Origin of the sequence: Streptomyces alboflavus, from assembly GCF_000716675.1 — a bacterium.
Taxonomy (GTDB): domain Bacteria; phylum Actinomycetota; class Actinomycetes; order Streptomycetales; family Streptomycetaceae; genus Streptomyces; species Streptomyces alboflavus.
On the sequence record NZ_JNXT01000015.1, the window covers coordinates 113,292 to 136,777 of the forward strand.

Below are 23,486 nucleotides of genomic sequence, written 5' to 3' on the forward strand. Positions count from 1 at the left end.
CCGCACCGCTCAGCAGAGAGGAACCCCGCGCATGTCCGCACGCGACATGGACGCGCTCGTCAAGGAGTACCGCGAGAACGGCTTCGCGGTCGTCGAGCGCCTCTTCGACCCGAGTGAAGTAGCCGAGCTCAACACCGCCGTCACGGAGATCCTGGACGTCCCCGACCTCGGCTCCGTCGCCGAGGTCGAGCCGGGCGACAACGGCATCGCCCGCCGGATCTGGTCGCCCACCAAACAGCACTCCGCGTTCGAGCGCGCCGCCGCCCACCCCCGGCTGCTCGACCACATCGAGGCGCTCATCGGCCCCGACATCCTCTTCCACTACAGCAAGCTCCACCTCAAGGCCCCGCACGTGGGCAGTGTCGTGGACTGGCACCAGGACTTCTCCTACTACCCCCACACCAACACCGACCTGGTGACGGCCCTCGTCTACCTGGACGACACCACCACCGAGAACTCCGCACTCCAGGCCGTCCCCGGCTCCCACCGGCGCGGCCTCGCCGACCACTACGTCGACGGCTACTTCCGCGGCAAGGTCGCGGGCGCCGACGCCCCCGACCCGGCGCTCGCCGTGTCCATCGAGGCGCCCGCCGGCAGCGTGATCTTCATCCACTGCCTGCTCCTGCACTACTCGTCGCCGAACCGCTCCGACCGGTACCGCCGCGCCTACCTGCCGGCCTACCGGGCGGCTGACGCCTTCCCGATCCACTTCGGTGCGCACGCGGGCCACAACGAGCCCGGAGTGAAACTCCTGCGCGGCAGCGTGTCGGACACGGCACGGGTCGAAGCCGGGGCGTGGCGCCTCCCGCTCGCGGAGCGCCCCTTCGGCTCGCTCTTCCAGCTCCAGGAGGGTGCCCACGACACGTCGACCGCGGCGGCCACGGGGTACGCGACGCCGGAGGATGCGACGTGACAGAGCTGCGAGTGCACTGGAACTCGCCGCTCAGCGGGCAGCAGAAGGCGTCGGGCAAGTACCGGGTCGGCGAGCTGGACTTCGACGGGATCGTCGACTTCGCACAGGAGGCGGACCGCCTGGGCGTCGACTCGCTCCTCATGGGGATCGGCTTCCACATGCCCGATCCGCTCCCGATGCTCGGCGCCCTGGTCCGGGAGACCGAACGCGTCAAGTTCCTCCTCGCCTACCGCCCCGGACTGCTCCCGCCGACGCTCTTCGCCCAGGTGGTCAACACGGTCTCGTGGATGTCGGACGGACGGATATCCCTCAACCTGGTCGCCGGCACCTCCCCGGCCGAGCAGGCGTACTACGGAGACTTCCTCGCCCACGACGAGCGCTACGCGCGCTCCAACGAGTTCCTGGACATCCTCCACCGGTTCTGGCGCGGTGAGACCCCGCTGTCCTACGAGGGCGACCACTACCGCATCAAGGACGCGCAGGTCGGCCTGGGGTACAAGGGCGGAGGCCGGCCCGAGATCTACATCAGCGGGGCGTCCGCGGTGGCGCAGCAGACCGCCGTGGAACACGGCGACTGCTGGCTGCGGTACGGCGACACCCCCGAGGGTCTCGCCGCGGCGGCGAAGCCCGTCCTCGCGCGGGGCGGCTGGGTGGGAACGCGCATGCACGTGCTGGCGCGGGAGACCCGGGCGCAGGCGCTCGCGGATCTCGCCGACATGATGCGCGATCCCGACGAGGAGCACCGGAAACGGATCGCGGCTGCCGTGGCCGCGTCCGATTCCGTGGCCGTGAACACCTCGTTCCAGCTCGCTGAATCAACGGAATCCGACTGGCTGTCCCCCATGCTGTTCTCCGGCGCCGTGGCCTACCGCGGCGGTCCCGCCCTGTGCGTGGTGGGCAGTTACGAGGAAGTCGCGGCGTATCTCTACGCGTACAAGGAGGCCGGGATCAGCGAGTTCATCTTCTCCGGCTGGCCCACCCGGGACGAGATGCGGATCTTCTTCACCCGTGTGCTGCCGCTGCTGCGTCAGCACGAACGCGCCGTCAGTGGGCGATCGAGTCGATCAGCTCGCGCGCACCCTGCCGCAGCAGGGTGACCGCCACGGACGTGCCGAGGGTCGCCGGGTCCAGCGGCCCGGCCCATTCGTGGGCGTTCAGGACCGTCTTGCCGTCGGGCGTGAACACCCGGGCGCGCAGGGACAGGTCACCGCTCGGCTCGCTGCGGGCGTAGCCGGCGATCGGCGAGTTGCAGTGGCCCTGGAGCACGTGCAGGAACATGCGCTCGGCGGTGGCCTCGCGCCAGGCGTCACGGTCGCCGAGGCCGCTCACCGCGTCGATGGTCGTCGTGTCGTCCTCGCGGCACTGCAGGGCGAGGATCCCGGCGCCGATGGGCGGGCACATCGTCTCGACGGACAGGACCTCGGAGATGTGCTCCGTCGCGCCGATGCGTTCGAGTCCCGCCACCGCGAGCAGCAGCGCGTCCGCGTCCCCGGCGGCGAGCTTCGCCAGGCGGCGGCCCGCGTTGCCGCGCATCGGTACGCAGTCCAGGTGCGGGTGGGACGCGGAGAGCTGCGCGATGCGGCGCACCGACGACGTGCCGATGCGGGTGCCCAAGGGCAGCTCGTCGAGGGTCAGGCCCTTGGGGTGGATGAGCGCGTCCCGGATGTCGTCGCGCCGCAGGAACGCCGCGAACGTCGTGCCCGCGGGCAGCGGCCGGTCCGCCGGTACGTCCTTGACGCAGTGCACCGCGAGGTCCGCCTCACCGGCGAGCAGCGCCGCGTCGACCTCCTTGGTGAACGCGCCCTTCCCGCCGAGCTTGGCCAGGTCGCCCATCCAGCGGTCGCCGGAGGTGGTCACGGGCAGGACCTCGGTACGGATGCCGGGGTGGCGGGCGGCGAGTTCGGCGCGCACCCGCTCGACCTGGGCGAGGGCCATGGGGGACGAGCGGGAGACGATGCGGATCAGCTCGGGAGCGGACATGGCGTACACCATAGGCCCTGAGCGGCGGCCGACCCGCATCGGACCCTGCGCCAACTGGGTTACGCGGCCGAGCTGTTGATGTGCGCGGTGGGCAGCTGGGACAATCCGTCGGACGCGCCCCGGACCGGCCGCCGACCTGCGTGTCCGCCGTCGTCAGGACCGCCCGCACTCGCCCGGTTCCAGCGGGGGCGACGTCACCGACATGTTGGCCGTGCAGTGCGGGGTGTTGCCCTCGTCCTCGTGCCAGTCCGCGGGGCGCGGCCGGATGAACGCGAAGCCCGCGGCGGCCGCGAGGACGAAGAGACCGGCGCAGCCCCAGGCCGCCTTCCCGAACGCGGAGTCGAGGGCGTCAGGATCGGTGTACGCCGTGCCGGTCAGGCCGACCGCGAGCGGCAGCGCGGCGACCACGAGGAGCTGGGCGATGCGGGCCGCCGTGTTGTTCACGCCGCTGGCGAGTCCGGCGCGGCCCGCGTCGACCGACGCGAGCACCGTCGCCGTGAGCGGGGCCACGAACACGCTCATGCCGAGGCCGAGCACGACCACGGCGGGCAGCACATCGGCGGCGTAGGAGGATCCGGGGCCGATCCGCAGCATCAGCAGGACGCCCGCGGCGGCGATCAGCGGGCCCGCGCACAGCGGCAGGCGCGGGCCGAGCCGCCGGGCCAGGTCGCCCGCGGGGGCCGAGAGGAGCAGCATCAGGACGGTGATGGGCAGCGTCGCCGTACCGGCCTGGAGGGCGTCGTAGCCCAGCGTCGTCTGCAACTGCACGGGCAGCATGAACAGGATGCCGCCGATGGCCGCGTACAGGCACAGCGTCATGACGTTGGCCGCGGAGAACAGGCCGGAGCGGAACAGTTCCAGGGGCAGCATCGGGTCCCGGCGCCGGTGCTCGACCAGCAGGAACACCGCGCCCGCCGCCAGCCCGACGAGCCCTGGAAGGACCCCGGCGAGGAACGAGGAGTCGCCGGACGCGCCGATCAGCGCGAAGCTCACCCCCGCCAGGAACAGCGCCGCGAGCACCGCGCCCGGCACGTCGAAGCGCTGCCCCGCGGCACTCTCGTCGCGGCTCTCCGGCACGTGCCGCACCGCGAAGAGCACCAGTGCGGCCAGCGGCACGTTGATGAGGAAGATCCACCGCCAGCCGGGGCCGTCGATCAGCCAGCCGCCGAGGAAGGGACCGACCGCCCCCGCGACCCCACCGAGCCCGGACCACGCGCCCACCGCCTTGGCCTGGTCGCGCGGCCGGAACGAGGAGCGCACCAACGCCAGCGAGCCCGGGGTGAGCAGCGCGCCGCCCACACCTTGGAGGGCGCGCGCGGCGATGAGGGTGCCCGCGTCCTGCGCGAGGCCGCACAGCGCGGACGCGAGGGCGAACCACACCACGCCGATGACGAGCGTGCGCCGCCGCCCGATCCGGTCGCCGAGGGCCCCGCCGAGCAGGAGCAGCGCGGACAGCGTGAGCATGTAGGCGTTGACGACCCACTGGAGCGCGGAGATCGACGCGTCGAGGTCACGGCCGAGGGTGGGAAGCGCGACGTTCACGACGGTGCCGTCCAGCATCGCCATCCCGGAGGCGAGCACCGCGCTGGTCAGGACCCACCGTCCGCGCGTCGACGCGAGGGCGACCCCGCCGTCGCCGCCCGGAGCGTGTTCGCCGCCGGGGGACGCCGTCATGGACCCACCGCCCTCCTGTCCTTCGTACGAGGGTTCCGTGCCGGGACGCGCGGCCTACATGTGCACGGCGCCCTCGCCGAGGTGACTGTCGGCGGGCCGCCCCTTGCGGTACAGCACGAACGTAACGAGGAAGCCGACGGCGAAGAAGAGGGCCGACCACCAGTACGCCGTCTCGTAGCTCTGCACCTGGGCCTGGGCCTGCACCTCGGGCGTCGGGCGCTTGCCGACGAGGTAGTTGGCGGCGGCGCTGGTGGCGAGGGTGTTCAGGAGCGCCGTGCCGATGGAACCGCCCACCTGCTGGGTGGTGTTGACCATCGCGGACGCCACGCCCGCGTCGTGCGCGGCGACGCCCGAGGTGGCCATGCTCATCGCAGGGGCGAAGATGAGGCCGAGCCCGAACCCGAAGACGAGCAGCGGCGGAAGGACGTGCAGGGCGTAACCACTGCTGGTGTCGAGCGTCGTCAGCCACACCATGCCGCACGCCGAGAGCAGCATGCCGAGCGGCACGACGGGTTTCGGCCCGAAGCGCGGCACGAGGACGTTGGTGGTCAGGACGGAGATCACGACCATCACCACGACCATCGGGATGAAGGCGAGCCCGGTCTTGACGGGCGTGTAGCCGAGGATCTGCTGCATGTAGTACGTCAGGAAGAGGAACACGCCGAACATGCCCGCGCCGGAGATGAACATCGCGAGGAACGACGCGCCCCGGTCCCGGTCGAGCACCACCCTGAGGGGAAGCAGCGGATGCGAGGCCCGTGTCTGCCACCAGGCGAAGGCCGCCACGAGTACGACGCCGATGATGAGGAACCCCCACGTCAGCGGGTCGCCCCAGTCGTGCGTCTCGGCGTTGGCGAAGCCGTAGACGATGCAGAACAGACCGGCCGACACCAACAGCGTGCCCGGCACGTCGAGTTTGGGCCGGTCCGCGGGCGCCCCCGGGTGCAGCAGGCGCCAGCCGCCGATCATCGCGGCCAGGGCGAAGGCGAGGTTCACGTACAGGCACCAGCGCCAGTCCAGGTACTCCGTGAGCACGCCGCCGAGGAGCAGCCCGACCGCGGCGCCGGAGCCCGCGACGGCGCCGTAGATGCCGAACGCCTTCGCGCGCTCGCGCGGGTCCGTGAACGTGGTGCTGAGCAGGGAGAGCGCGGCGGGCGCGAGGAGCGCGCCGAACAGGCCCTGCAGCGCCCGGGCGATCACCAGCATGCCGAAGCTGGTGGCGGCGCCGCCGAGCGCGGAGGCCAGCGCGAACCCGGCGAGGCCCGCGAGGAAGACCGCCTTGCGGCCCACCAGGTCCGCGATGCGCCCGCCGAGCAGCAGCAGGCTGCCGAACGCGAGCGCGTACGCGGTGACGACCCACTGCCGGTTGCCGTCGGTGAAGCCCAGGTCCTGCTGCGCGGACGGCAGCGCGATGTTCACGATCGTCGCGTCCAGGACCACCATGAGCTGTGCGGTGGCGATGACCGCGAGGATCAGCCAGCGGTGCTCGTGCTTGCCGCCGGTGTGGTGGGCGGCCGGAGGCGGGGGAGGGGTGTCGGCGGCGGGCGCCGGCTGCGACAGCGGCTGCGGAATGCCTTCCGGTATGCCCTCGGGGCCGGAGCCGGGCGAGCGGTCCATCGTGACCTCCAGACCCCCCGCGTCAAGAGACACCCCCGTCACACGCTAAGCGCCCCGCCCATGCCCCGCGACCTGGGCGATCACGGCCCCGCACGCGCGGGGCCGTGATCGGCGGTCAGGCGCGGCGCGCCCCGCTGCCGCCGGGTTCCTCCACGGGCACGGACCCCACGGCTTCGGGGTCCTCGGGGCCCGGTGCGGTGGGCTCCGTCTCCGTCGGCGCGGCGGGGACGGTCTCCAGGGGCGCCGGCGTCCCGGACGCGCCCGTATCCTGGCGACGGGACAGCCGTCCGGCGAGCGCGGCGACGGGTTCCGCGTAGCGGGCGGTGAGGGGGCCCACCACGACGAGGATCAGTACGTACGCCGTGGCGAGCGGGCCCAGGCGGGGCTCGATGCCCGCCGTGACCGCGAGGCCCGCGATGACGATGGAGAACTCGCCGCGGGCCACGAGCGCGCCGCCCGCCCGCCAGCGGCCCTTGACGGAGATGCCCGCGCGCCGCGCCGCCCAGTACCCGGTGGCGACCTTCGTGCACGCGGTGACCGCGGCGAGCGCGAGGGCGGGCAGGAGCACCGGCGGGATGCTCGCCGGGTCGGTGTGCAGGCCGAAGAAGACGAAGAACATGGCCGCGAACAGGTCACGCAGCGGCGCGAGCAGACTGTGCGCGCCCTCCGCGGCCTCGCCCGACAGCGCGATGCCGACGAGGAACGCGCCGACGGCGGCCGACACTTGGAGCTGCTGGGCGATGCCCGCGACCAGGATCGTCAGGCCGAGGACCACGAGGAGCAGCTTCTCCGGGTCGTCGCTCGACACGAACCGCGAGATGATCCGGCCGTAGCGCACCGCGACGAACAGGACCGCGCCCGCCGCGCCGAGCGCGATCGCCAGGGTGAGGCCGCCCGCGGCCCAGCCGACGCCCGCGAGGAGCGCGGTGATGATGGGCAGATACACGGCCATCGCGAGGTCCTCGAGGACGAGGATGCTCAGGATGACGGGGGTCTCGCGGTTGCCGAGCCGTCCGAGGTCGCCGAGGACCTTGGCGATGACGCCGGACGAGGAGATCCAGGTGACGCCGGCGAGGACGACGGCCGCCACCGGGCCCCAGCCCATCAGGAGCGCGGCGGCCGCGCCCGGAAGGGCGTTGAGGGCGCAGTCCACGATCCCGGCCGGGTACTGCGTCTTGAGGTTGGTGACGAGATCGCTGGCCGTGTATTCGAGGCCGAGCATCAGGAGCAGCAGGATGACGCCGATCTCGGCGCCGATGGCGACGAACTCCTCGCTGGTGCCGAGCGGCAGCAGCCCGCCCGTCCCGAAGGCCAGTCCGGCGAGCAGGTACAGCGGGATCGGGGAGAACTTCAGGCGCCCGGCGAGGCGGCCGAGCAGTCCGAGCGCGAGGATGATCGCGCCGAACTCTATGAGCAGGACGGCAGAGTGCACGCGATCACTCCCGGCCGAGTATCGCCGCGGCGCTCTCGACGCCTTCCCGGGTGCCGATCACGATGAGGGTGTCGCCGCCCGCGAGCCGGAAGTCCGGCGTGGGGGAGGGGATGGCGTCGGCCCGCCGAAGCACCGCCACGACGGAGGTGCCGGTCTCGGTGCGCAGCCGGGTGTCGCCGAGGACGCGGCCGTTCCAGTGCGAGGTCGCCGCGATCTCGATGCGCTCGGCGAGCAGGCCGAGGTCGGTGGTGTGCAGCAGGTTGGGGCTCTGGTGCGTCGGAAGGAGCGCGTCCACGAGCGCCGCCGCCTCGCCCGCGCTGAGCCGGAGCGAGAGCGCGCACGCGTCCGGGTCGTCGGAGCGGTAGGCGCTGAGCGTCCGGCCCCCGTCCCGGTGCGCCACGACGGACAAGCGCCGCTGTTCGCGGGTGGTGAGGTCGTAGCGCGTACCGATGCCTGGCAGTGGCGTTCGGCTCATACGTGGAGCGGACACAGCTCTCCCCTGATGCTCATGGGTTACTTCGTGCTCATGCCACCTTATCGGTCCAGATTTTACTGATACTTGGTGGTGCGGGACTGGGGGTGGCGCTAGACGGGCGCGGAGGGGTGGACGGCGATGCACATGGCGTGGCGGACGGTTGTCGAGGGGGTGATCGGCTCGATGGCCTACGTCGTCGACGGGCGCTGGAACCTGGTGGCGTGCAACGCCGAGTTTCGAGGCGCTCCCCGGCCGCCCCGACTGTGGCGCATCCCGGACACGGACGTCACGCCACCGCCACGACCACCGGTCACGCTGGGCGCATGACCCACTCGACCACGCAGACTCCGGCCCCGGTGGTGAGCCGGGGCGTCAAGCTGTTCTGGCTCGCGGCGCTGCTGATCGTCGGCGGTTCGATCGTCGTCACGCTGTTCGGGTACAGCGGGCACTCGCGGGTGACCAGGCTGTACCAGCACGGGGTGACGGTCGAGGGCAGGGCCGTCGACGTCAGGACCGACGGGGACGGCCGGACCAGTGGCGTCACCGTGCGCTTCCGGCCGACGGGGAAGGCTCCCGTCACCGTCGACCTGCCCACCACGCCGTCGCTCCCGCACGCGGAGGAAGGGCGCCCCATCGAGGTGATCTACCACGCGGACGACACCTCCGACGTGCTGAGCACCGCCCAACTGCGCGCCCTGGAGCCGGACTGGAACCCACTGTCGGTCGCGGGCTTCGCCGTGATGGCCGCCGGGGTGTGCGTGCTGTTCCCCGCCGGGCGCAAGCCCAGGCCCACCGGCGCGGCGTCCCCGGCACCGGCCGACGGCGCACCCCGGACCGGCTGACGGCACCCCCGGGGCGGGCGGAAGTCCCCAGACTGCCGCGCCCTACCCCTCGTACCGCCCCAGCACCGTCTCCACGGTGTCCGCGTCCCCCGCCGACTTGTCCTCGCGGTACCGCACCACCCGCGCGAACCGCAGCGTCACCCCCGCCGGATAGCGCGTGGAGCGCTGCAGCCCATCGTAGGCGATCTCCACGACCAGCTCCGGGCGGACCCGGACCGTGAACCCGTCGTCCTCGACGGCGAGTTCGCTCAGGCGCTCGGTCTGCCAGGCCAGCATCACGTCGGTCATGCCCTTGAAGGTCTTGCCGAGCATCGCGTACGTGCCGTCGTCACGGCGTGCGCCCAGGTGCAGGTTGGACAGCTTCCCGGTGCGCCTGCCGTGGCCCCACTCGGCGGCGAGGACCACGAGGTCCAGGGTGTGCACGGGCTTCACCTTGAGCCAGGCGGAACCTCGGCGGCCCGCGCTGTACGGGGTGTCCAGGCCCTTGAGGACGACGCCCTCGTGGCCGCGCCCCAGCGTGTCGGCGAAGAACGTGTCGGCGGCCCGGCGCGCCTCCTGGTCGGCGGGGTCCGCCACGACCGCGCGCCGCACCCGCATCGGCTCGGGCACAAGACGCGCGAGCCAGGCGTGCCGCTCCCGCAGCGGCAGGTCGAGCAGGTCGTCGCCGTCGACGGACAGGACGTCGAAGAAGACGGCGGACAGGGGCAGCTCGGTGGCCGCGCCGGCCACGTCGAGGCGTGACCCGACGCGGCCCGCGATGTCCTGGAAGGACCGCGGCCGACCGTCGTCGCCGAGCGCGATCATCTCGCCGTCGAGGATGAAGCGCTCTCCCGCCAACTCACCGACAGCGGCGGTCAGTTCGGGCAGGCGGTCGGTGATGTCGTCGAGTGTGCGGGTGTACGCCCGGACGCGGGCGCCGTCGCGGTGCACCTGGATCCGGATGCCGTCCAGCTTCTCCTCGACCGCGCACGGGCCGAGCTTGTCGATGCCCTCGCCCACGGACGCCGCGCCGTGCGCCAGCATCGGCTGCACCGGTCGGCCCACGGTGAGTCGGAACTCCGCCAGTGCGTCCGGCCCGAGCGCCAGCAGTCGCCGCGCCACGGGCGCGGTCTCCCCGGCGAGCATCACCGCCCGCCGCACCGCCGCGGCGGGCGCGCCCGTCGCCCGGGCGAGGCCCTCCACGGCCAGGGCGTCCAGCGCCCCCTGTCGCACCTCGCCGGTCAGCAGGCCGAAGAGGAAGCGTTGCTCGTCCGCGGTGGCCGCACCCATCAACTCCTCCACCAGCCGCCGCCGTTCGGACTGCGCGCCCGCGCCTGACACCCCTGCGAGGGCGGTGAGGGCGGCGTCCACGTCCCGGACCGCGAGCGTCGGCTCGGCCGCCGGGGTGACGGGTTCCTTGAGTGCGCTCCAGCCCACTCCGATCCGTCCCTGCGGGAGCCGTCCGGCCAGGTACGGGATGACGAGCGGTACGTCGTCAGGATCGGCAGACCGGAAGAGCTCGGCCAGAAGCTCGACCTTCCGTGACCGCGCCGATGTCGCGGCCACACCCTTGGACACGTCGGCGACGCGGACGAACAGCATGCGGCCATCCTGCAATGCGGCGCGTGATCCCGCATGGCGTGGGACGTGGTGGGTGTTGCGCCTGCCCTGCGCCCGCGCCGTCCCGGGCCGGACCGTCTTGTTTTCAGTGGGTTAGGTCCGCTTTTCAATGGGTTAGGTCCGCGTCCGCGCCGTTTGCGGCTCCGCTCGTCCTACGTCGGCACGATGCCCCGTACGACGCCCAGGTCCACCAGGTCATGGGGGCGTAGTCGCAGCTCGCCCGCCAGCGCGGGGACCTCCTCCGGTGGGCGCTTGAGGATGGACGCCGCGGCCTCTGGGGCGATCACCGAGAAGTAGCTGTCAGGCGTGGCCCAGGTGTTGGCCGGTGCGGCGAGGGCGAGTGCGCCGCCCGAGCCGCCCTCGCCCACGACGAGGGACGTGAGCGGGACGCGGGCGGCGGCGACGGCCGCGAAGACGTCGGCGATGGCCGCGCCCGCGCCCGCCCGCTCCGCCGCCGCGTCATGTGCGGCGCCGGGCGTGTCGATGAGGGTGAGGACGGGGAGGGAGAGGCGGTCGGCCAGCCGGATGAGGCGGGCCGCGGTGCGGTATCCGGCGGGGCGGGTGGGGGTGCCGGTCTGCGCCGCGTACGCGATGGCCCGCCCGGCGCGCAGCCCGACGCCGCACAGCATCCCGTCGTCCGTGCCGCCGCAGCGGTCCCCGCTGATCGGCTCGCGGGAGTCGAAGTAGGCGTCCAAGTAGGCCTCGGCGCGCGGTCGTTCGGGGGAGCGGGCGCGGTGTACCGCGTCCCAGCCGGTCGCCGGTGGCACCGCGTCCCCGAGGGCGCGCGGCGGCTCGGGCGCCCCGGCGGCGGGCGTGGTGAGCAGCCGCAGCCAGTGCCCGAGGCGTGCGGAAAGCCGCTCCGGCGCCACGACGGCGTCGACCGCGCCCGCCGCGAACTGGCCCTCCGCCGTGTACGCGGCCGGGTCCGCGTCCGGCGGCCTGACCCGGGAGCCCGCGAAGCCGACCTGTGCTCCCGGCAGCGCGAGCACGACGTCGGCACCCGCGCCGAGCGTCGCCCAGCCGCCACCCGTCGTCGGGTCGCGCACCACCGCGAGCTGCGGCAGCCCGGCCGCCCGGTTCAGCGCCGACTGGGCGGCCACGCGCTGGAGTTGGCGCAGTGCGACCATGCCTTCCTGCATGCGGCTGCCGCCGGTCGCGACGAGGGAGACGAGGGGGATGCGGTGCTCGCGGGCGGCCGCGTAGGCCGCCTCCAGACGGTCCCCGGTCCGCTCGCCGAGCGAACCGCCCAGGTAGCGGAACTCGAAGGAGACGAGCACGGCCGGACGGCCCGCGACCGTCGCCGTCCCGCAGATCACGGACTCCGACTCGCCGGTACGTTCCGTGGCGGCGGCCCGCGCGCCGTCGTACCCCGCCCACGCCAGCGGGCCGTCCGGCCCGGTGGCCCTGTGCGGGTACGGGAGCTCGGTGAAGTCCGACGTCACGAGGGCGATGGCCTCGCGTGCGGACATGCGGGTGGGGGTGCGGGGCCGGGATGCTGGGGAGTCCGCGCCGTGCGGGGACTCCGGTACGTCGGGGGACTCCGGGGTGTTCGAGGAGGTGTCAGGCACGCCTCGACTCCTACCTGTTCGCCCCGGCTTCGTCGAGGACCCACTGGCCCCGGTAGCAGATGAGGATCGGCCCGACCCAGTGGCAGACGGGGTCCGTGGTGGGCGGCGGATCCGTGGGCGTGGGGGTGGGAACGGGCGTGGGTGTGGGGGTGGGTGTTGGTGTGGGAGTGGGTGGGGGAGTCGGCGTCGGCGTGGGAGTAGGCGTGGGGTCGACGGGGGTAGGGGTGGGGTCGACCGGAGTGGGGGTTGGTGTCGGTGTGGGCGTGGGAGTCGGTGTCGGAGTCGGCGTGGGCGTGGGCGTGGGGGTCGGACTCGGTGTCGGAGTCGGTGTCGGAGTCGGCGTGGCGGTAGGCGTAGGCGTCGGTTCCGGCTCGGCCGGTTCCGTCGGCTGGGTGGGCTCCGGTGCCGGGGCGACGGGCCCCGGAACGACGGGCGCGGGATCCGGCGCGGGCGCCTCGGCCTCGCCCGGCGGCGCGGGTATCACCGGCACGGGTGGCACGGGCTGCTCCGGCGCGGGCGGCGCCACCGCCGGGGGCTGCGGACCCACCGTATCGGGAGCCGCCGCATCGGGAGCCGCCGCGTCCGGAGCCGGCGCCACCGGCGCCCCCTCGCTCCTGGGCTGCGGCACCGCCCCACCCCCGCCCCCGGGTGCCTCCGCCTTCCCCGGCGCGGTCGACGGCCGGGGCACGTGGGCGCTCCCGCTCTCCGCCGCCGTGGCCCGCGCGGGGGCCGAGCCGGTGCCGACGCCGCTGAGGACGAGGCCCGCGGCGACGGCGGCCGCGGTCGCCGTCGTGCCGATCGCTCCGGCCACGGCGACGGGCAGCTTCCCGCCCCCGGTGAGGACATGACGTACGCCGTGCAACAGCCCCGCCTGCCCGGACGAGCCGGACCCGGCGGCGGACGCCGCGGCACCCGCACCGGCCCCGGCCGCGAGCGGCACCAGGAACTTGCCCGCGCCGCCGAGCGCGAAGATCAGCAGGGCCGGTCCCACCAGGGCGGGGAGCCGGTTGTTGGCGCGGGTGAGGACGGCGAGCCGGGTCCGGCAGTCGGCGCAGCCGCCGAGGTGGCCGACGAGGGTCTCGGACTGGCGCGGGGACGCCTCGCCGCGGATGTGCGCGGGCATCCGGTCCCAGTGGGACTCGCACGCCGGGTCCTCGGGCGTACCGGGGTGGGCGCGCAGGAACGCCTGCCGCATGCCCTCGCGCGCCCGGTGCAGGAGCACGGCCGTGGCCCCGCTCCCGGCGCCGATGCCGCGCCCGACCGCCTCCAGCGGCTGGCCCTCGGCCTCCGCGAGCCACAGCGCCTTCACCCACCGCTCGGGCAGCTGGCCGAGCACGCGCGTGAGCAGGTCGACGGCGGAGACGCGGGCCGCCGGGTCGCCGCCGCCGTCGGGGACGGTGGTGACGTCGAGGGTCTCGGCCGCGCCCGCGTCCTGCGGGTCGCGCGGGGTCTCGCGCGCGGCGGCGCGCCCCGCGGACGACGCGAGGTGCCGGACGGTCGTCATGAGATACGCCGGTACGTTCTCGATCTCGTGCCCGGCGGCGAGGCGCCGCCAGACGCGGAAGTGCGCCTCGGCGACCAGGTCGTCGGCGATCCAGGCGCTGCCGGTCAGGGAGCGGGCGTACGCCACGAGCCGCGGGTGCTCGGCCTCGTAGACGCGCGCGTACGCGGCGGTCGCGGCGCCGGACGCCTGGGCGGGGACACCGGGCGCGGAGTCCGCGGGAACGTCGGACGGAACGTCCGCTGGGACGTCTGACATGGCAGGACACACTCCTGTCCCACTGCGGGGATGGGGACGAGTTCGGAAGCCTAGGCCAGAAATGTCCGACTTATCAGAGGGGAGTGGCGCAGGTCACAGAGATCTCTCTGTGCACTCCCGTAATGCGGGCACCCGCAGCGGGGTCGAAAGGGCAAGGAAGCAGCAGAAGTGGAGATCGACCATGGCCGTCACGCTCGAACAGTCCGCCCGCGCCCGTCTGATCACCCCCGAGGGCCGCGAGCGGCCGATTCCCGTGACGCTGCGCTACGCCGCGTCCGACCCGCTCGCGGTGCAGGTCACCTTCCCGCCCGAGGTGTCCCTCGACGGCGCCGAGGTCACCTGGATCTTCGCCCGCGGCCTGCTCGAGGAGGGGCTCGGGGCCCCGGCCGGTACGGGAGACGTGCACATCTGGCCGTGCGGCAGGGAGCGGACCGTCCTGGAGTTCCACGCGCCGCACGGACTGGCCCTGGTGCAGTTCGACCGGGCCGCGCTGCGGCGCTTCCTGATGCGCTCGTACGCCGTCGTCGGCTCGGGCCGCGAGGAGGCGGCGGGGGACCTGGACCAGGGGCTCACCAAGCTGCTCGGCGGGGTGTGAACGGCGCGAACGCGGTGGGTCGACCCGGCGCGGGATAGGTTAGGCTGCCCTAACTCGATCAAGTCTGATCGGGTGTTCTCCAGGGAGGGGACCAGGGTGGGCCACGGTTGGGAAGGCGTCGTCCTCAAGCTGCTGCGCGGCAAGGACTTCCGATTCACGGTGACCGGCGCCGACGAGGTGACCGAGCACTATCGCCGCCTTCACCTCACCGACGGCGGCATGCTCGCGGCGACCGGCGTGCACCCGACGATGTGGGTGCGGCTGTGGTTCGACAACGCGGGCAAGCCGCACCAGCGCGCCTACACGCTGGTCGACCCCGACGGGGAGGCCGGCACGTTCAGCCTGGAGTTCGCGCTGCACGACGGCCCTGCCAGCGAGTGGGCGCGCAAGGCGGAACCGGGCGACACCATCGACGCGACCGTCCAGGGCACCGGCTTCGAGGTGCCGACCCCGACGCCGTCCCGGCTGCTCGTGGTCGGCGACGCGGCGGCGCTGCCCGCGATCAACTCGCTCATCGGCGCGATGCCGGACACCCCCGCGACGATCTGGTTCGAGACCCAGCACGCCGACGACCGCGACCTGGACCTGCGCGTCGACCCCGCACGCCACGACGTCCACTGGGTCGAGCGCGGCACCGGCGTCGACCGGGAGGCCAGGGCCGGGCTCGCGGCCGCCGTCGAGGAGGAGCCGGACGCGTACGTGTGGATCACCTGCGACACGACGACGACCAGGTCCCTGTCCGCGTACGCCCGCAAGGAGCTCGCCGTGCCGCGCCACCGCGTGCACGCGCTCGGCTACTGGCGGCCAGGACCGGCCTGACGCGGCCTCAGCGGTAGAGCGCGGGGCGCTCCGCGAGGTCGACCGCGACCCGCGCGCCGTCGGAGAGCGCCCGCACCCCGGCCTCGGTGACGGCCGCTGCCGCGTACCCGTCCCACGCGCTCGGACCCGCGACGCGGCCCTCGCGGACACCGGCGACCCACTCCCGCACCTCGCGGTCGTAGGCGTCGGCGAACCGCACCACGTAGTCCTGCGCGATGTCCTGAAGGGCGCGGCCCGCCGTCCGCACCACCATGGCGGGCTCGTCGCCGATGCGGGCGCTGCCCCGCTCGCCGACGGCCTCGCACGTGACCTCGTAGCCGAACCCGCAGTTGACGAAGATCTCCACGTCCACGAGGGCGCCGCCCGCGGTCTCGAAGAGAACCAGCTGCGGGTCCTGGAGCCCGGCAGGGGCGGCCGCCGACGGCCGCGGCCGGAGCACGGTCACCGCGGTGACCTCGTCGCCGAGCAGCCAGCGCGCCGCATCGATCTCGTGCGACACCGAGCTGCTGATCAGCATCGCGGAGGTGAAGTGCGGGGGCGAGGACACATTGCGGTGGCGGCAGTGCAGCATCAGCGGCCGCCCGATGCTCCCGCTGTCGAGCAGCGCCTTCAGCCCGCGGTACTCGGTGTCGTACCGGCGCATGAACCCCACCTGGATCAGCCGCCGCCCGCCGCGTGCCTCCGCCTCGACCACGCGGAGCGCGGCACGGGCGTCGGCGGCGAGCGGCTTCTCGCACAGCACGGGCAGGCCGCGCGCGAGGGCCGCGAGCAGCGCCTCCTCGTGCGCGTGGTCGGGCGAGGCCACCAGGACCGCCCCCACCCCGTGCTCGGCGAGGGCCGCGAGCGCGTCGGCGTGCACGCGCACGCCCTCGATCCCGGCGGCCGCCGCCTCGCCCCGCGCCCGGTCCGGGTCCGCCACGGCCACCACGCGGGCCCCGGCGACGGACCGCGCGAGGCGCCGCACATGGTCGGCACCCATGTGACCGGCGCCGAGCACGGCCACCCCCAACGGTTCGCTCACGGCAAGAACTCCCCTCCCAGCGCTCTGCGTCGGGCCACCGTAGCCGCCCGCCGCCGCACGATCACCACGCACCCGGCGATCAGCGCGGTCGAGCCGACACCGACCAGGGCGAGGGCGGGCAAGGCGGAACCGTCGTCGGTCGCGGCGGGCGGCACGATCGCGGCCGCCGCGGTCCGGCGCACCCGGTCCGGGGCCTTGCGGGGCTTGGCGGGGAGCAGCGAGCCCACCGGACGCGCCCGCCCTGCCGCGGCGAAGCCCCAGTCGAGCAGCGACCTGGCCTCCTCGTACACGGAGTGGCCGCCCCGCTGCGGGTTCATCACCGTCACCAGGACCGTGCGCGCGCCCCGGTGCGCGGCGGCGATCAGGGTGTTCCCCGCGCCGCTGGTGTAGCCGTTCTTGACGCCGATCAGGCCGGGGTAGCGGGCCACGCCGTCGGCGCCGGTGAGGAGACGGTTGGTGTTCTGGATGGGGTAGGACCAGTTGCCGCCCGGGAAGCGCGCGACGGCCGTCGAGCAGTAGCGGGCGAACTGCGGATCGGCGAGCCCGGCCCGGCCGAACACCGCCAGGTCGTACGCGGACGACACCTGCCCCGGCGCGTCGTAGCCGTCGGGCGAGACCACGTGCGTGTCGCGGGCACCGAGCGAGCGGGCCTTGGCCTGCATCTGCCGCACGGTGCGGTCCCAGCCGCCGTTCATCCCGGCGAGCACATGGACGGCGTCGTTGCCGGAGCTGAGGAACACCCCGCGCCACAGGTCGGAGACCCGGTAGCTGCGGCCCGCGGCGACCCCCACCAGGCTGCTGCCGCCGCCGACGCGGGACAGCTCGCGGCCGGTGACGGTGTGCCGCGTCTCGGGGTGCAGCCGGGGCAGCGCCGTCAGTGCGAACAGGGACTTGAGGGTGGAGGCGGGCGGCAGTCGGCGGTGCGCGTTGTGCGCGGCGAGCACTTCGCCCGTCCGGGCGTCGGACACCACCCAGGACAGGGCGGTGAGTCCGCGGGGCAGGTCCGGTGTGCGGGGTCCCGGACGCACCTGCGTTCCGGGCCGGTCGAGCAGGGACGAGGAGTACGCGGGCGGCGGCTTCGGGGGCGCGGGTTCGGCGCCGACGGCCGGTTCCGCGAGGCAGACCAGGGCCCCGGTGGCGAGGGCTGTGGCGCGCAGTGCGGTGGCGCGCCGGACCGGGCGTGAAAGGTACCTGATGACCATTCAGCCACCGTAGGAGCGGGCTCCCAACTGCGCAGATCGGCTTGGCCCGGGTGGATGTACGCCCCCGTCGGACTGCTCCGCCCGGGCGGAGCCGGGGCCCGCACGGGCCCCGGCTCCGTGGGACGGCTACGACCGGGCGAAGTCCGCGGCCACGGCGCGGAACCGTGCCGTCGTCGCGTCCGAGGTCAGGCGCCGCAGTCCGGCCTTCTCCAGGACGCGGACGGAGGCTGGGTTGGACAGTTCCACGTTCGCGTACACGGCGTCCACACCGGGTGCGGTCAGGGCGAACCGGGCCAGGGCGCGGGTGGCTTCGGAGGCGTAGCCCCGGCCCCGGCGCGAGGCGACGATGCCGTACCCGACCTCGATCGCACCGTCGCTCGGCGGCCAGAACAGCCCGATCGAGCCGACCACCAGACCGCTGTCGCGCTCGGCCACGAGCCGGTGGCCGTAGGGCGTGAGGCCCTCCGGGTGCTCGGTGAGGAAACCGGCGATGACGCGGTCGCCCTCGGCGGGGAAGTCCGGCGCCCAGTCGGCGCGGCGGGATCCGCCGACGACGGCGGCCAGTTCGTCCGGCGACCACGGGCGCAGCACGAGCCGGTCCGTGAGCAGGTCCCCGGCGGGCCCGGAGGAGCAAGGGGAAGAGGAAGAGGCAGGGGAAGGGGAGGGGAAGGGGGAGGGAGAAGAGGTGGGAGAAGACATGCGGAGATCCTGGTCGATTCAGACGACCGGGCCGCGACTCACCGTCCGTGCGCGACCCGGACAAGGGCATGCTGACGAAGGGCCTGGCAGGCCATATTCATCAACCTCCCTCGTCGGAGCGGCAGTCGTTGGCGCGCGCGGAAGGCGCACGCGTGGCCGGATCGTAGCAAGGGAGTTCGATCGCGGGTGTGTCGGCTCCCTTCTTCTGGCCGGGCGCCGCCTCCGCCTCGGCGGACGTCGCCTCGCCCCCCGGCGTTGCCTCGCCCTCGGCGGACGTCGTCTCGTCCCCGGCGGGTGCCCCCTCGGCCGCGGCTGCCGCCGCCTCCGGCATCGACGGCTCGCGCAGCGGGCGCAGCAGCAGCCAGCCGACCGCGGGCAGGGCGATCAGTGGGGCGAGCGCGACCTGGAGGGACGTGGCGTCGGCGAGGGCGCCGACGAGAGGGCTCGCGAGGCCGCCGACGCTGACGGTCAGGCCGAGCGTGACGCCGCTCGCGGTGCCCATGTGCCGGGGCAGATAGTCCTGGCCGAGGGTGATGTGCAGGGAGAAGGGCACGTACAGGCACGCCGACGTGAGCGCGACGAAGAGATACAGCGCCGGGCCCGGGACGAGGACGACTCCGGCGACCGCGAGGACACTCAGCGCGTACGACCACCGCACGACCGGCACCCGGCTGTAGCGGGTGGCGAGCCGCCCCCCGGCCACCGTGCCCACCGCCCCGCCGACGTAGAGCACGAAGAGGGCGGCCGTCCCCGCGAACTCCGAGCCGAAGGCGCGCTCGCGCACGTACAGGGCGATGAACGCGCTCAGCCCGACGAACACGATCGAGCGGCACACCACGGCACCGGACAGGCGGAGGAACGACGGCCAGTCGTCGCTGCCGTCGGCGTGCCCGCCCCGCGTCGAAGCCGTTGCGGTGCCGGGCGCCCGCAGGGCCCGCAGCGCCGCCACGCACAGCGCCGCGCCCGCGACGGCGGGGACGACGAGCAGCGGGGACGCGCCCAGGCCGCCGGTGGCGACGACGGCCGCCACCAGCAACGGGGCCGTGGCGAAGCCGATGTTGCCGCCGAGGGAGAACCACCCCATCGCCGTGTGGCTGCCCCGGCTCGCGAGGCGCGCCACCCGGGCGGCCTCGGGGTGGTACGCGGCGACGCCGATCCCGGAGACCGCGACGACCGCCAGAGTGAGGGCGTACGAGCCGCCGACGCCGCTGAGCGCGACACCGGCGCCGCCCACCAGCGTGCTCACCGGAAGCAGCCACGGCATCGCCCACTTGTCGGTGAGCGCCCCGAACAGAGGCTGCACCACGGACGACAGGAGCGAGGCGGCGAGGACGATGCCGGAGGCGGCGGCGTACGAATAGGCCCGCTCGGCCACGAAGTACGGCACGAGTGCGGCGACCGAGCCCTGGTACACGTCCACGCAGGCGTGGCCGAGGGCCATGAGGGTGAGGGGTCTGTTGCGGGCGGGGCGGCGTTCCGGCGCGGAGCGGGGGCGAGGGCGGGGTGGGACCGTGGTCCTGTCTGTGGGCACGTGTCGATCGTCGCGAGGGCACCCGCTGTCGGGCTTCCGATAAAATGCCAGCTTGTATCGATGATCCGCCAAGGGGAGGTGCGCTGCCCGTGCCGGAAGCCGTCCGCCACACCCCCAAGGCCCCCACCCACGTCCGGACCCTGGCCGCCGGGCAGCGCATCGACGCCCACCGGCACGACGACCACCAGATCGTGCTGCCGGGCAACGGGGTCGTCGCCGTCACCACCGAGGCCGGTACGTGGTTCGCGCCCGCGACCCGCGCCATCTGGGTGCCCGCAGGCACCGTCCACGCCCATCGCGCCCACGGCCGGCTGAACGCGTACTTCGTGGGCTTCCCCGCGGACGAGAACCCGCTGGGCCTGGACGCGCCCACCGTCCTCTCCGTGAGCCCGCTGCTGCGCGAGCTGATCATCGAGTACACCCGGGACCCCGCCGACACCGGCCCCGAACGCCACCGTCTGCGGGCCGTCCTGCTCGACCAGTTGTGCGCGTCCCCGCAGGCGCCGATGCAACTCCCCACCCCGTCCGACCCCCGCCTCGCCGCGGTGTGCGCCCTCGTCCACGACCACCCGGAGGACCCCCGCACGCTGGCCGCTCTCGGCGCCGCGACCGGCGTCGGCGAGCGCACCCTCAGCCGCCTCTTCCGCGCCGAACTGGGCATGACCTTCCCGCAGTGGCGCACCCAGTCGCGCCTCTACCACGCCCTGCGGATGCTCGCGGACGACACGCCCGTCACCACGGTGGCGCGGCGCTGCGGCTGGTCGTCGCCGAGCGCGTTCATCGACGTCTTCCGCAGGTCCTTCGGCTACACGCCCGGCACCCACAACCGCCGCCCCTGACACGGCCACCGTCCGGGGCGCCGCGGCGGGTGCTTAGGATGCCGTCATGGCTGCTCCGGACCCCTCGACCCGTCCCTCCGCGCGGGATCCGGAGCTGGGCTTCCCGCCGCCCGGCGAGGTGCTGCACCGGCTGCGCACCCAGCGGGGCATGTCACTGCGTCAGGTCGCCGCCGAGTGCGGCCTCTCCGTCTCCTTCCTGGCGTCCCTGGAGCGCGGCGAGACCGACATCGCCCTGGAGCGGCTCGGCCGGCTCGCGAAGGTCTTCGGCCACGACGTCGGCTCGTTCCTCGGCTTCTCCCGCGGCCGGGCCGCTCCCTCGGTCTTCCCCAGGGAGGAACAGGAGACGCTGGACCGGGCGCCCGGCGTCGTCTACCGCGTGCTGCGCTCACCGGAGCTCGGATACCAGGTCGTCACCGGCGACTTCGCCCCCGGTAGCGGCCTCACCGAGGACCTCCAGCACGAGGGCACCGACCTCGTCATGGTCACCCGCGGCACCCTCGTGGCCCGCTACAACGGCGTGGACCATGCGCTGCGCGCCGGGGACTGCATCCAGTGGTCGGCGGGGCATCCGCACACCTTCCGCAACGACGGCGACGAACCGGCGCAGATGGTGGTCGTGCTGTTCTCCAGCCTCTACTGAGGCCGTGCCTGTCGCTGCCCAACTGCCCAACTGCCCAACTGCCCCACGGACGCTCGTCCGTGGGGCTTTCCGCTGTGCGTGCCGGGGTGCGGCAGCGTGCCGCCACCCTCTCGTCCTGAACAGTATTCTGGACTACAGTCCAATTTATCGCACAAGGCGAGACGGGCGTGCGCCCGTTCCGGGAGGGACTCATGGTCGCGGAACTGGTCAGGACCTGGGTGGCGGGCTGGGCCGTGTCACGACGGACACCCCGGCCGACGGAGCTGCCCTGGGGGTGGTACGTGGAGGTGGACGACCCGAAGGAGGTGGGCCGTCTCGTGCTGCCCGAGCCGAGCCCGGCCACGGTGCGCGCGGCGGCCGCCTCCGTCGAGGCGCCGTACACCTGGCTGAAGTTTCCCGGGGAGCCGTGCGACGCGCAGCCGTGGCTCCCCGAGGGCTGGGTCGTCGACGAGGAGGAGTCGGGCCACTTGATGACGGCCGGGCTCCGGCGCACGGAGCCGGTGGCGCCCGACGGCTACGCCGCGTCGGTCGAGCAGGACGGCGGCGTGACCTTCGTGCGCGTGCACGACTCCGCCGGTGAACTCGCGGCCCGGGGCCAGATGGCCGTCATCGGGCGGGCGGGCGTCGTGGACCGCGTCGTGACCCAGGAGGCCCACCGCCGCCGCGGCCTCGGTGGCTTCGTCATGCGTACGCTCGCCGACGAGGCGCTGGCGCGCGGGGCGGGGGTGGGCGTCCTGGGCGCGACCGACGACGGGCGCGCGCTGTACGAATCGCTGGGCTGGCGGCTCAGCACGCCGCTGACGGAGTGCGTGTACCGGCCCTGAGGAGGCGCGGGCGCGTCAGGCGGGGAGGTTCGCCTCGATCGCGGAGACGACCTCCGGGGCGTCCGGCTCCGTCTGCGGGGAGAAGCGGGCGACGACCTTGCCCGAGCCGTCGACGAGGAACTTCTCGAAGTTCCAGCGCACGTCCCCGGTGTGGCCCTCGGCGTCCGCCGTCGGCACCAGACGCTGGTACAGCGCGTGCCGTCCGTCGCCGTTGACGTCGACCTTCTCCGTCAGGGGGAAGGTCACGCCGTACGTCGCCGAGCAGAACTCGGCGATCTCCTCGGACGTGCCGGGCTCCTGGCCCATGAACTGGTTGCAGGGCACGCCGAGGACGGTGAAGCCGCGCGCGGCGTACGTCTCGTGGAGGCGCTCCAGGCCCGCGTACTGCGGGGTCAGCCCGCACTTGGAGGCGACGTTGACGATGAGGACGGCCTTGCCCAGGTACTGGGACAGGTCCGCCGGGCCGCCCTGGAGGGTGTCGATCTCTACTGCGTCGTAAACAGACATGAGGCGGAGCCTACGCGTCGGCGGTGCGGCCGGACGCGGCGGCACCGGGCGTCCCGGAGGCGTCCTGGGGCGGGTCCCGGTGCAGCTTCCCGTACGCGACCAGCTCGACGGTCAGGGCCACGGCCAGCGCCTGCACGGCCATCAGGGCGATCAGGACGAAGAGCTGCACGGCGCCCGCCTGCACCGGCGACGCGCCGCCGAGGAGCATGCCGACGAACGCGCCGGGCAGCGTGACGAGGCCGACGGTGCGGGTCTGGTCGAGGCCCGGCAGGAGCGCGTCGGACGCGGCCGGGCGGATCACTTCGAGGCGGGCGTCGCGCGCGAGCAGGCCGATGGCGAGGCCCGCCTCGAACTCGCCGGTGCGGGTGCGCAGTTCGTCCAGGGCGCGGCGGCCCCCGAGGACCGTCGCGGTGAGCGCGCCGCCGATGAGGATGCCGGTCACGGGGATCATCGCGATGCCGCGGACGGGGACGAGGCCCGCGAGGGTGAGGGCGGCGACGACCGGCACGACCGGCGCCGCGATGGGCACGGCCGCCCACCACCAGGTGCCGTTCGGGGTGATGCGCCGCCCGGCCGTGCGGGTGGCGACGGCGAACATCAGGAGCAGGAAGCCGAACAGCGCCGCCGTGTGGTGGACCACCCAGCCGATGACGAGCGACACCGCGGCGAGTTGCGCCGTCGCCCGCACCCCCGCCACCGCCATCTCCCGGGCCCGCCCCCGCGACCCGTCCGGCGAGAGCCGGAACACGGCGGCCACCGTCGCCGCGGCGAGCAGCAGCACGACCAGGACGACCGCGAGCGTCACGTTCACGGGCAGCAGGGTCTGAGCAGCGATTTCACGCACGTCCTCACCCTAGTGCTGCGTTCCTCTTTGGCCGGGTATATGGCCTGGTAGCGGGGCCGTTGCGGAGACACGGGACGGGTCATGGCAGTGCTGGTGAAGGCACGGC

The 23,486-nt window shown here is 73.9% G+C and carries 22 protein-coding genes; 8 read left to right on the top strand and 14 right to left on the bottom strand.

Annotated features, from left to right (window positions below):
* Nucleotides 1-31 precede the first annotated feature (31 nt).
* Both OO63_RS13690 and OO63_RS13695 read left to right on the top strand, forming a co-directional pair.
* Entirely contained in the window at nt 32-913 is an 882-nt protein-coding gene (locus OO63_RS13690; RefSeq protein ID WP_030357388.1) for a phytanoyl-CoA dioxygenase family protein, read from the top strand.
* Nucleotides 910-2,010: an LLM class flavin-dependent oxidoreductase gene (locus OO63_RS13695; RefSeq protein WP_030357387.1), complete on the top strand. Its 1,101-nt coding sequence runs from the start codon at nt 910-912 to the stop codon at nt 2,008-2,010. The genes OO63_RS13690 and OO63_RS13695 overlap by 4 nt, the downstream gene beginning before the upstream one ends.
* Here OO63_RS13695 and hemC read toward each other — a convergent pair.
* The 5 genes from hemC to OO63_RS13720 all read right to left on the bottom strand — a co-directional run bounded on the left by hemC (nt 1,958) and on the right by OO63_RS13720 (nt 8,091).
* On the bottom strand, nt 1,958-2,893 hold the full coding sequence (gene hemC, locus OO63_RS13700; protein WP_030357386.1) for a hydroxymethylbilane synthase: 936 nt from the start codon (nt 2,891-2,893) through the stop codon (nt 1,958-1,960). The two genes, OO63_RS13695 and hemC, sit on opposite strands and share 53 nt — an antisense overlap.
* A 153-nt stretch (nt 2,894-3,046) precedes the next feature.
* Entirely contained in the window at nt 3,047-4,567 is a 1,521-nt protein-coding gene (locus OO63_RS13705; RefSeq protein ID WP_030357385.1) for an MFS transporter, read from the bottom strand.
* A 54-nt stretch (nt 4,568-4,621) separates the two neighbouring features.
* Nucleotides 4,622-6,184 (bottom strand): MFS transporter, encoded by a 1,563-nt coding sequence (locus OO63_RS13710; protein ID WP_234311095.1) that lies wholly within the window; start codon nt 6,182-6,184, stop codon nt 4,622-4,624.
* A gap of 115 nt (nt 6,185-6,299) precedes the next feature.
* Nucleotides 6,300-7,616 (bottom strand): cation:proton antiporter, encoded by a 1,317-nt coding sequence (locus OO63_RS13715; protein ID WP_078619117.1) that lies wholly within the window; start codon nt 7,614-7,616, stop codon nt 6,300-6,302.
* 4 nt (nt 7,617-7,620) lie between these two features.
* Nucleotides 7,621-8,091: a cation:proton antiporter regulatory subunit gene (locus tag OO63_RS13720; RefSeq protein WP_030357382.1), complete on the bottom strand. Its 471-nt coding sequence runs from the start codon at nt 8,089-8,091 to the stop codon at nt 7,621-7,623.
* A 323-nt stretch (nt 8,092-8,414) separates the two neighbouring features.
* On the opposite strand from OO63_RS13720, the gene OO63_RS13725 reads away from it, so the two are divergent.
* A complete protein-coding gene (locus OO63_RS13725) occupies nt 8,415-8,933 on the top strand; it encodes a DUF3592 domain-containing protein (protein WP_030357381.1) in 519 nt (172 codons plus the stop codon).
* 42 nt (nt 8,934-8,975) lie between these two features.
* Here the strand turns inward: OO63_RS13725 and OO63_RS13730 are convergent, their stop codons facing one another.
* The 3 genes from OO63_RS13730 to OO63_RS47375 form a co-directional block, all read right to left on the bottom strand.
* A complete protein-coding gene (locus tag OO63_RS13730; RefSeq protein WP_030357380.1) occupies nt 8,976-10,514 on the bottom strand; it encodes an ATP-dependent DNA ligase in 1,539 nt (512 codons plus the stop codon).
* A gap of 170 nt (nt 10,515-10,684) precedes the next feature.
* Entirely contained in the window at nt 10,685-12,001 is a 1,317-nt protein-coding gene (locus tag OO63_RS13735; protein WP_030357379.1) for a carboxyl transferase domain-containing protein, read from the bottom strand.
* Nucleotides 12,002-12,110: 109 nt separating this feature from the next.
* A complete protein-coding gene (locus tag OO63_RS47375) occupies nt 12,111-13,859 on the bottom strand; it encodes a sigma factor (protein WP_063750403.1) in 1,749 nt (582 codons plus the stop codon).
* Between the two features lie 181 nt (nt 13,860-14,040).
* Here OO63_RS47375 and OO63_RS13745 point away from each other — a divergent pair, with 181 nt between their 5' ends.
* Entirely contained in the window at nt 14,041-14,454 is a 414-nt protein-coding gene (locus OO63_RS13745; RefSeq protein ID WP_030357377.1) for an SsgA family sporulation/cell division regulator, read from the top strand.
* A gap of 96 nt (nt 14,455-14,550) precedes the next feature.
* Nucleotides 14,551-15,273, top strand: a complete 723-nt coding sequence (locus OO63_RS13750; RefSeq protein ID WP_030357376.1) for a siderophore-interacting protein — start codon at nt 14,551-14,553, stop codon at nt 15,271-15,273.
* 7 nt (nt 15,274-15,280) lie between these two features.
* On the opposite strand, the gene OO63_RS13755 is transcribed toward OO63_RS13750, so the two are convergent.
* The 4 genes from OO63_RS13755 to OO63_RS13770 all read right to left on the bottom strand — a co-directional run bounded on the left by OO63_RS13755 (nt 15,281) and on the right by OO63_RS13770 (nt 19,636).
* Nucleotides 15,281-16,294, bottom strand: coding sequence for a Gfo/Idh/MocA family protein (locus tag OO63_RS13755; RefSeq protein WP_030357375.1), 1,014 nt, complete (start codon nt 16,292-16,294; stop codon nt 15,281-15,283).
* Nucleotides 16,291-17,496: a D-alanyl-D-alanine carboxypeptidase family protein gene (locus OO63_RS13760; RefSeq protein ID WP_051810836.1), complete on the bottom strand. Its 1,206-nt coding sequence runs from the start codon at nt 17,494-17,496 to the stop codon at nt 16,291-16,293. The genes OO63_RS13755 and OO63_RS13760 overlap by 4 nt, the downstream gene beginning before the upstream one ends.
* 126 nt (nt 17,497-17,622) lie before the next feature.
* Nucleotides 17,623-18,087, bottom strand: coding sequence for a GNAT family N-acetyltransferase (locus OO63_RS13765; protein WP_234311089.1), 465 nt, complete (start codon nt 18,085-18,087; stop codon nt 17,623-17,625).
* Between the two features lie 208 nt (nt 18,088-18,295).
* The gene (locus OO63_RS13770) at nt 18,296-19,636 is read right to left on the bottom strand and encodes an MFS transporter (protein ID WP_078619118.1); all 1,341 of its coding nucleotides are present in this window, start codon (nt 19,634-19,636) and stop codon (nt 18,296-18,298) included.
* Nucleotides 19,637-19,770: 134 nt separating this feature from the next.
* Between OO63_RS13770 and OO63_RS13775 the strand changes: the two genes are divergently transcribed.
* From OO63_RS13775 to OO63_RS13785, 3 genes are all read left to right on the top strand, one after another.
* Complete coding sequence (locus tag OO63_RS13775) at nt 19,771-20,565, top strand: AraC family transcriptional regulator (RefSeq protein WP_397622150.1); 795 nt, start codon at nt 19,771-19,773, stop codon at nt 20,563-20,565.
* Between the two features lie 46 nt (nt 20,566-20,611).
* The gene (locus tag OO63_RS13780) at nt 20,612-21,205 is read left to right on the top strand and encodes a cupin domain-containing protein (protein WP_030357370.1); all 594 of its coding nucleotides are present in this window, start codon (nt 20,612-20,614) and stop codon (nt 21,203-21,205) included.
* A 191-nt stretch (nt 21,206-21,396) separates the two neighbouring features.
* Entirely contained in the window at nt 21,397-22,029 is a 633-nt protein-coding gene (locus OO63_RS13785; RefSeq protein WP_030357369.1) for a GNAT family N-acetyltransferase, read from the top strand.
* Between the two features lie 15 nt (nt 22,030-22,044).
* On the opposite strand, the gene OO63_RS13790 is transcribed toward OO63_RS13785, so the two are convergent.
* Nucleotides 22,045-22,536, bottom strand: coding sequence for a glutathione peroxidase (locus OO63_RS13790; protein WP_030357368.1), 492 nt, complete (start codon nt 22,534-22,536; stop codon nt 22,045-22,047).
* 10 nt (nt 22,537-22,546) lie between these two features.
* Nucleotides 22,547-23,380, bottom strand: coding sequence for an ABC transporter permease (locus OO63_RS13795; RefSeq protein ID WP_030357367.1), 834 nt, complete (start codon nt 23,378-23,380; stop codon nt 22,547-22,549).
* Nucleotides 23,381-23,486: the final 106 nt, after the last annotated feature.

Bases quoted from the DNA above. Each gene is read 5' to 3' on its own strand.
- OO63_RS13730 (WP_030357380.1), bottom strand. From the start codon at position 10,514: ATGCTGTTCGTCCGCGTCGCCGACGTGTCCAAGGGTGTGGCCGCGACA.
- OO63_RS13790 (WP_030357368.1), bottom strand. From the start codon at position 22,536: ATGTCTGTTTACGACGCAGTAGAGATCGACACCCTCCAGGGCGGCCCG.
- OO63_RS13705 (WP_030357385.1), bottom strand. From the start codon at position 4,567: ATGACGGCGTCCCCCGGCGGCGAACACGCTCCGGGCGGCGACGGCGGG.
- OO63_RS13720 (WP_030357382.1), bottom strand. From the start codon at position 8,091: ATGAGCCGAACGCCACTGCCAGGCATCGGTACGCGCTACGACCTCACC.
- OO63_RS13690 (WP_030357388.1), top strand. From the start codon at position 32: ATGTCCGCACGCGACATGGACGCGCTCGTCAAGGAGTACCGCGAGAAC.
- OO63_RS13710 (WP_234311095.1), bottom strand. From the start codon at position 6,184: ATGGACCGCTCGCCCGGCTCCGGCCCCGAGGGCATACCGGAAGGCATT.
- OO63_RS13760 (WP_051810836.1), bottom strand. From the start codon at position 17,496: ATGGTCATCAGGTACCTTTCACGCCCGGTCCGGCGCGCCACCGCACTG.
- OO63_RS13735 (WP_030357379.1), bottom strand. From the start codon at position 12,001: ATGTCCGCACGCGAGGCCATCGCCCTCGTGACGTCGGACTTCACCGAG.
- OO63_RS13725 (WP_030357381.1), top strand. From the start codon at position 8,415: ATGACCCACTCGACCACGCAGACTCCGGCCCCGGTGGTGAGCCGGGGC.
- hemC (WP_030357386.1), bottom strand. From the start codon at position 2,893: ATGTCCGCTCCCGAGCTGATCCGCATCGTCTCCCGCTCGTCCCCCATG.
- OO63_RS47375 (WP_063750403.1), bottom strand. From the start codon at position 13,859: ATGTCAGACGTCCCAGCGGACGTTCCGTCCGACGTTCCCGCGGACTCC.
- OO63_RS13775 (WP_397622150.1), top strand. From the start codon at position 19,771: ATGCCAGCTTGTATCGATGATCCGCCAAGGGGAGGTGCGCTGCCCGTG.
- OO63_RS13770 (WP_078619118.1), bottom strand. From the start codon at position 19,636: ATGGCCCTCGGCCACGCCTGCGTGGACGTGTACCAGGGCTCGGTCGCC.
- OO63_RS13745 (WP_030357377.1), top strand. From the start codon at position 14,041: ATGGCCGTCACGCTCGAACAGTCCGCCCGCGCCCGTCTGATCACCCCC.
- OO63_RS13780 (WP_030357370.1), top strand. From the start codon at position 20,612: ATGGCTGCTCCGGACCCCTCGACCCGTCCCTCCGCGCGGGATCCGGAG.
- OO63_RS13785 (WP_030357369.1), top strand. From the start codon at position 21,397: ATGGTCGCGGAACTGGTCAGGACCTGGGTGGCGGGCTGGGCCGTGTCA.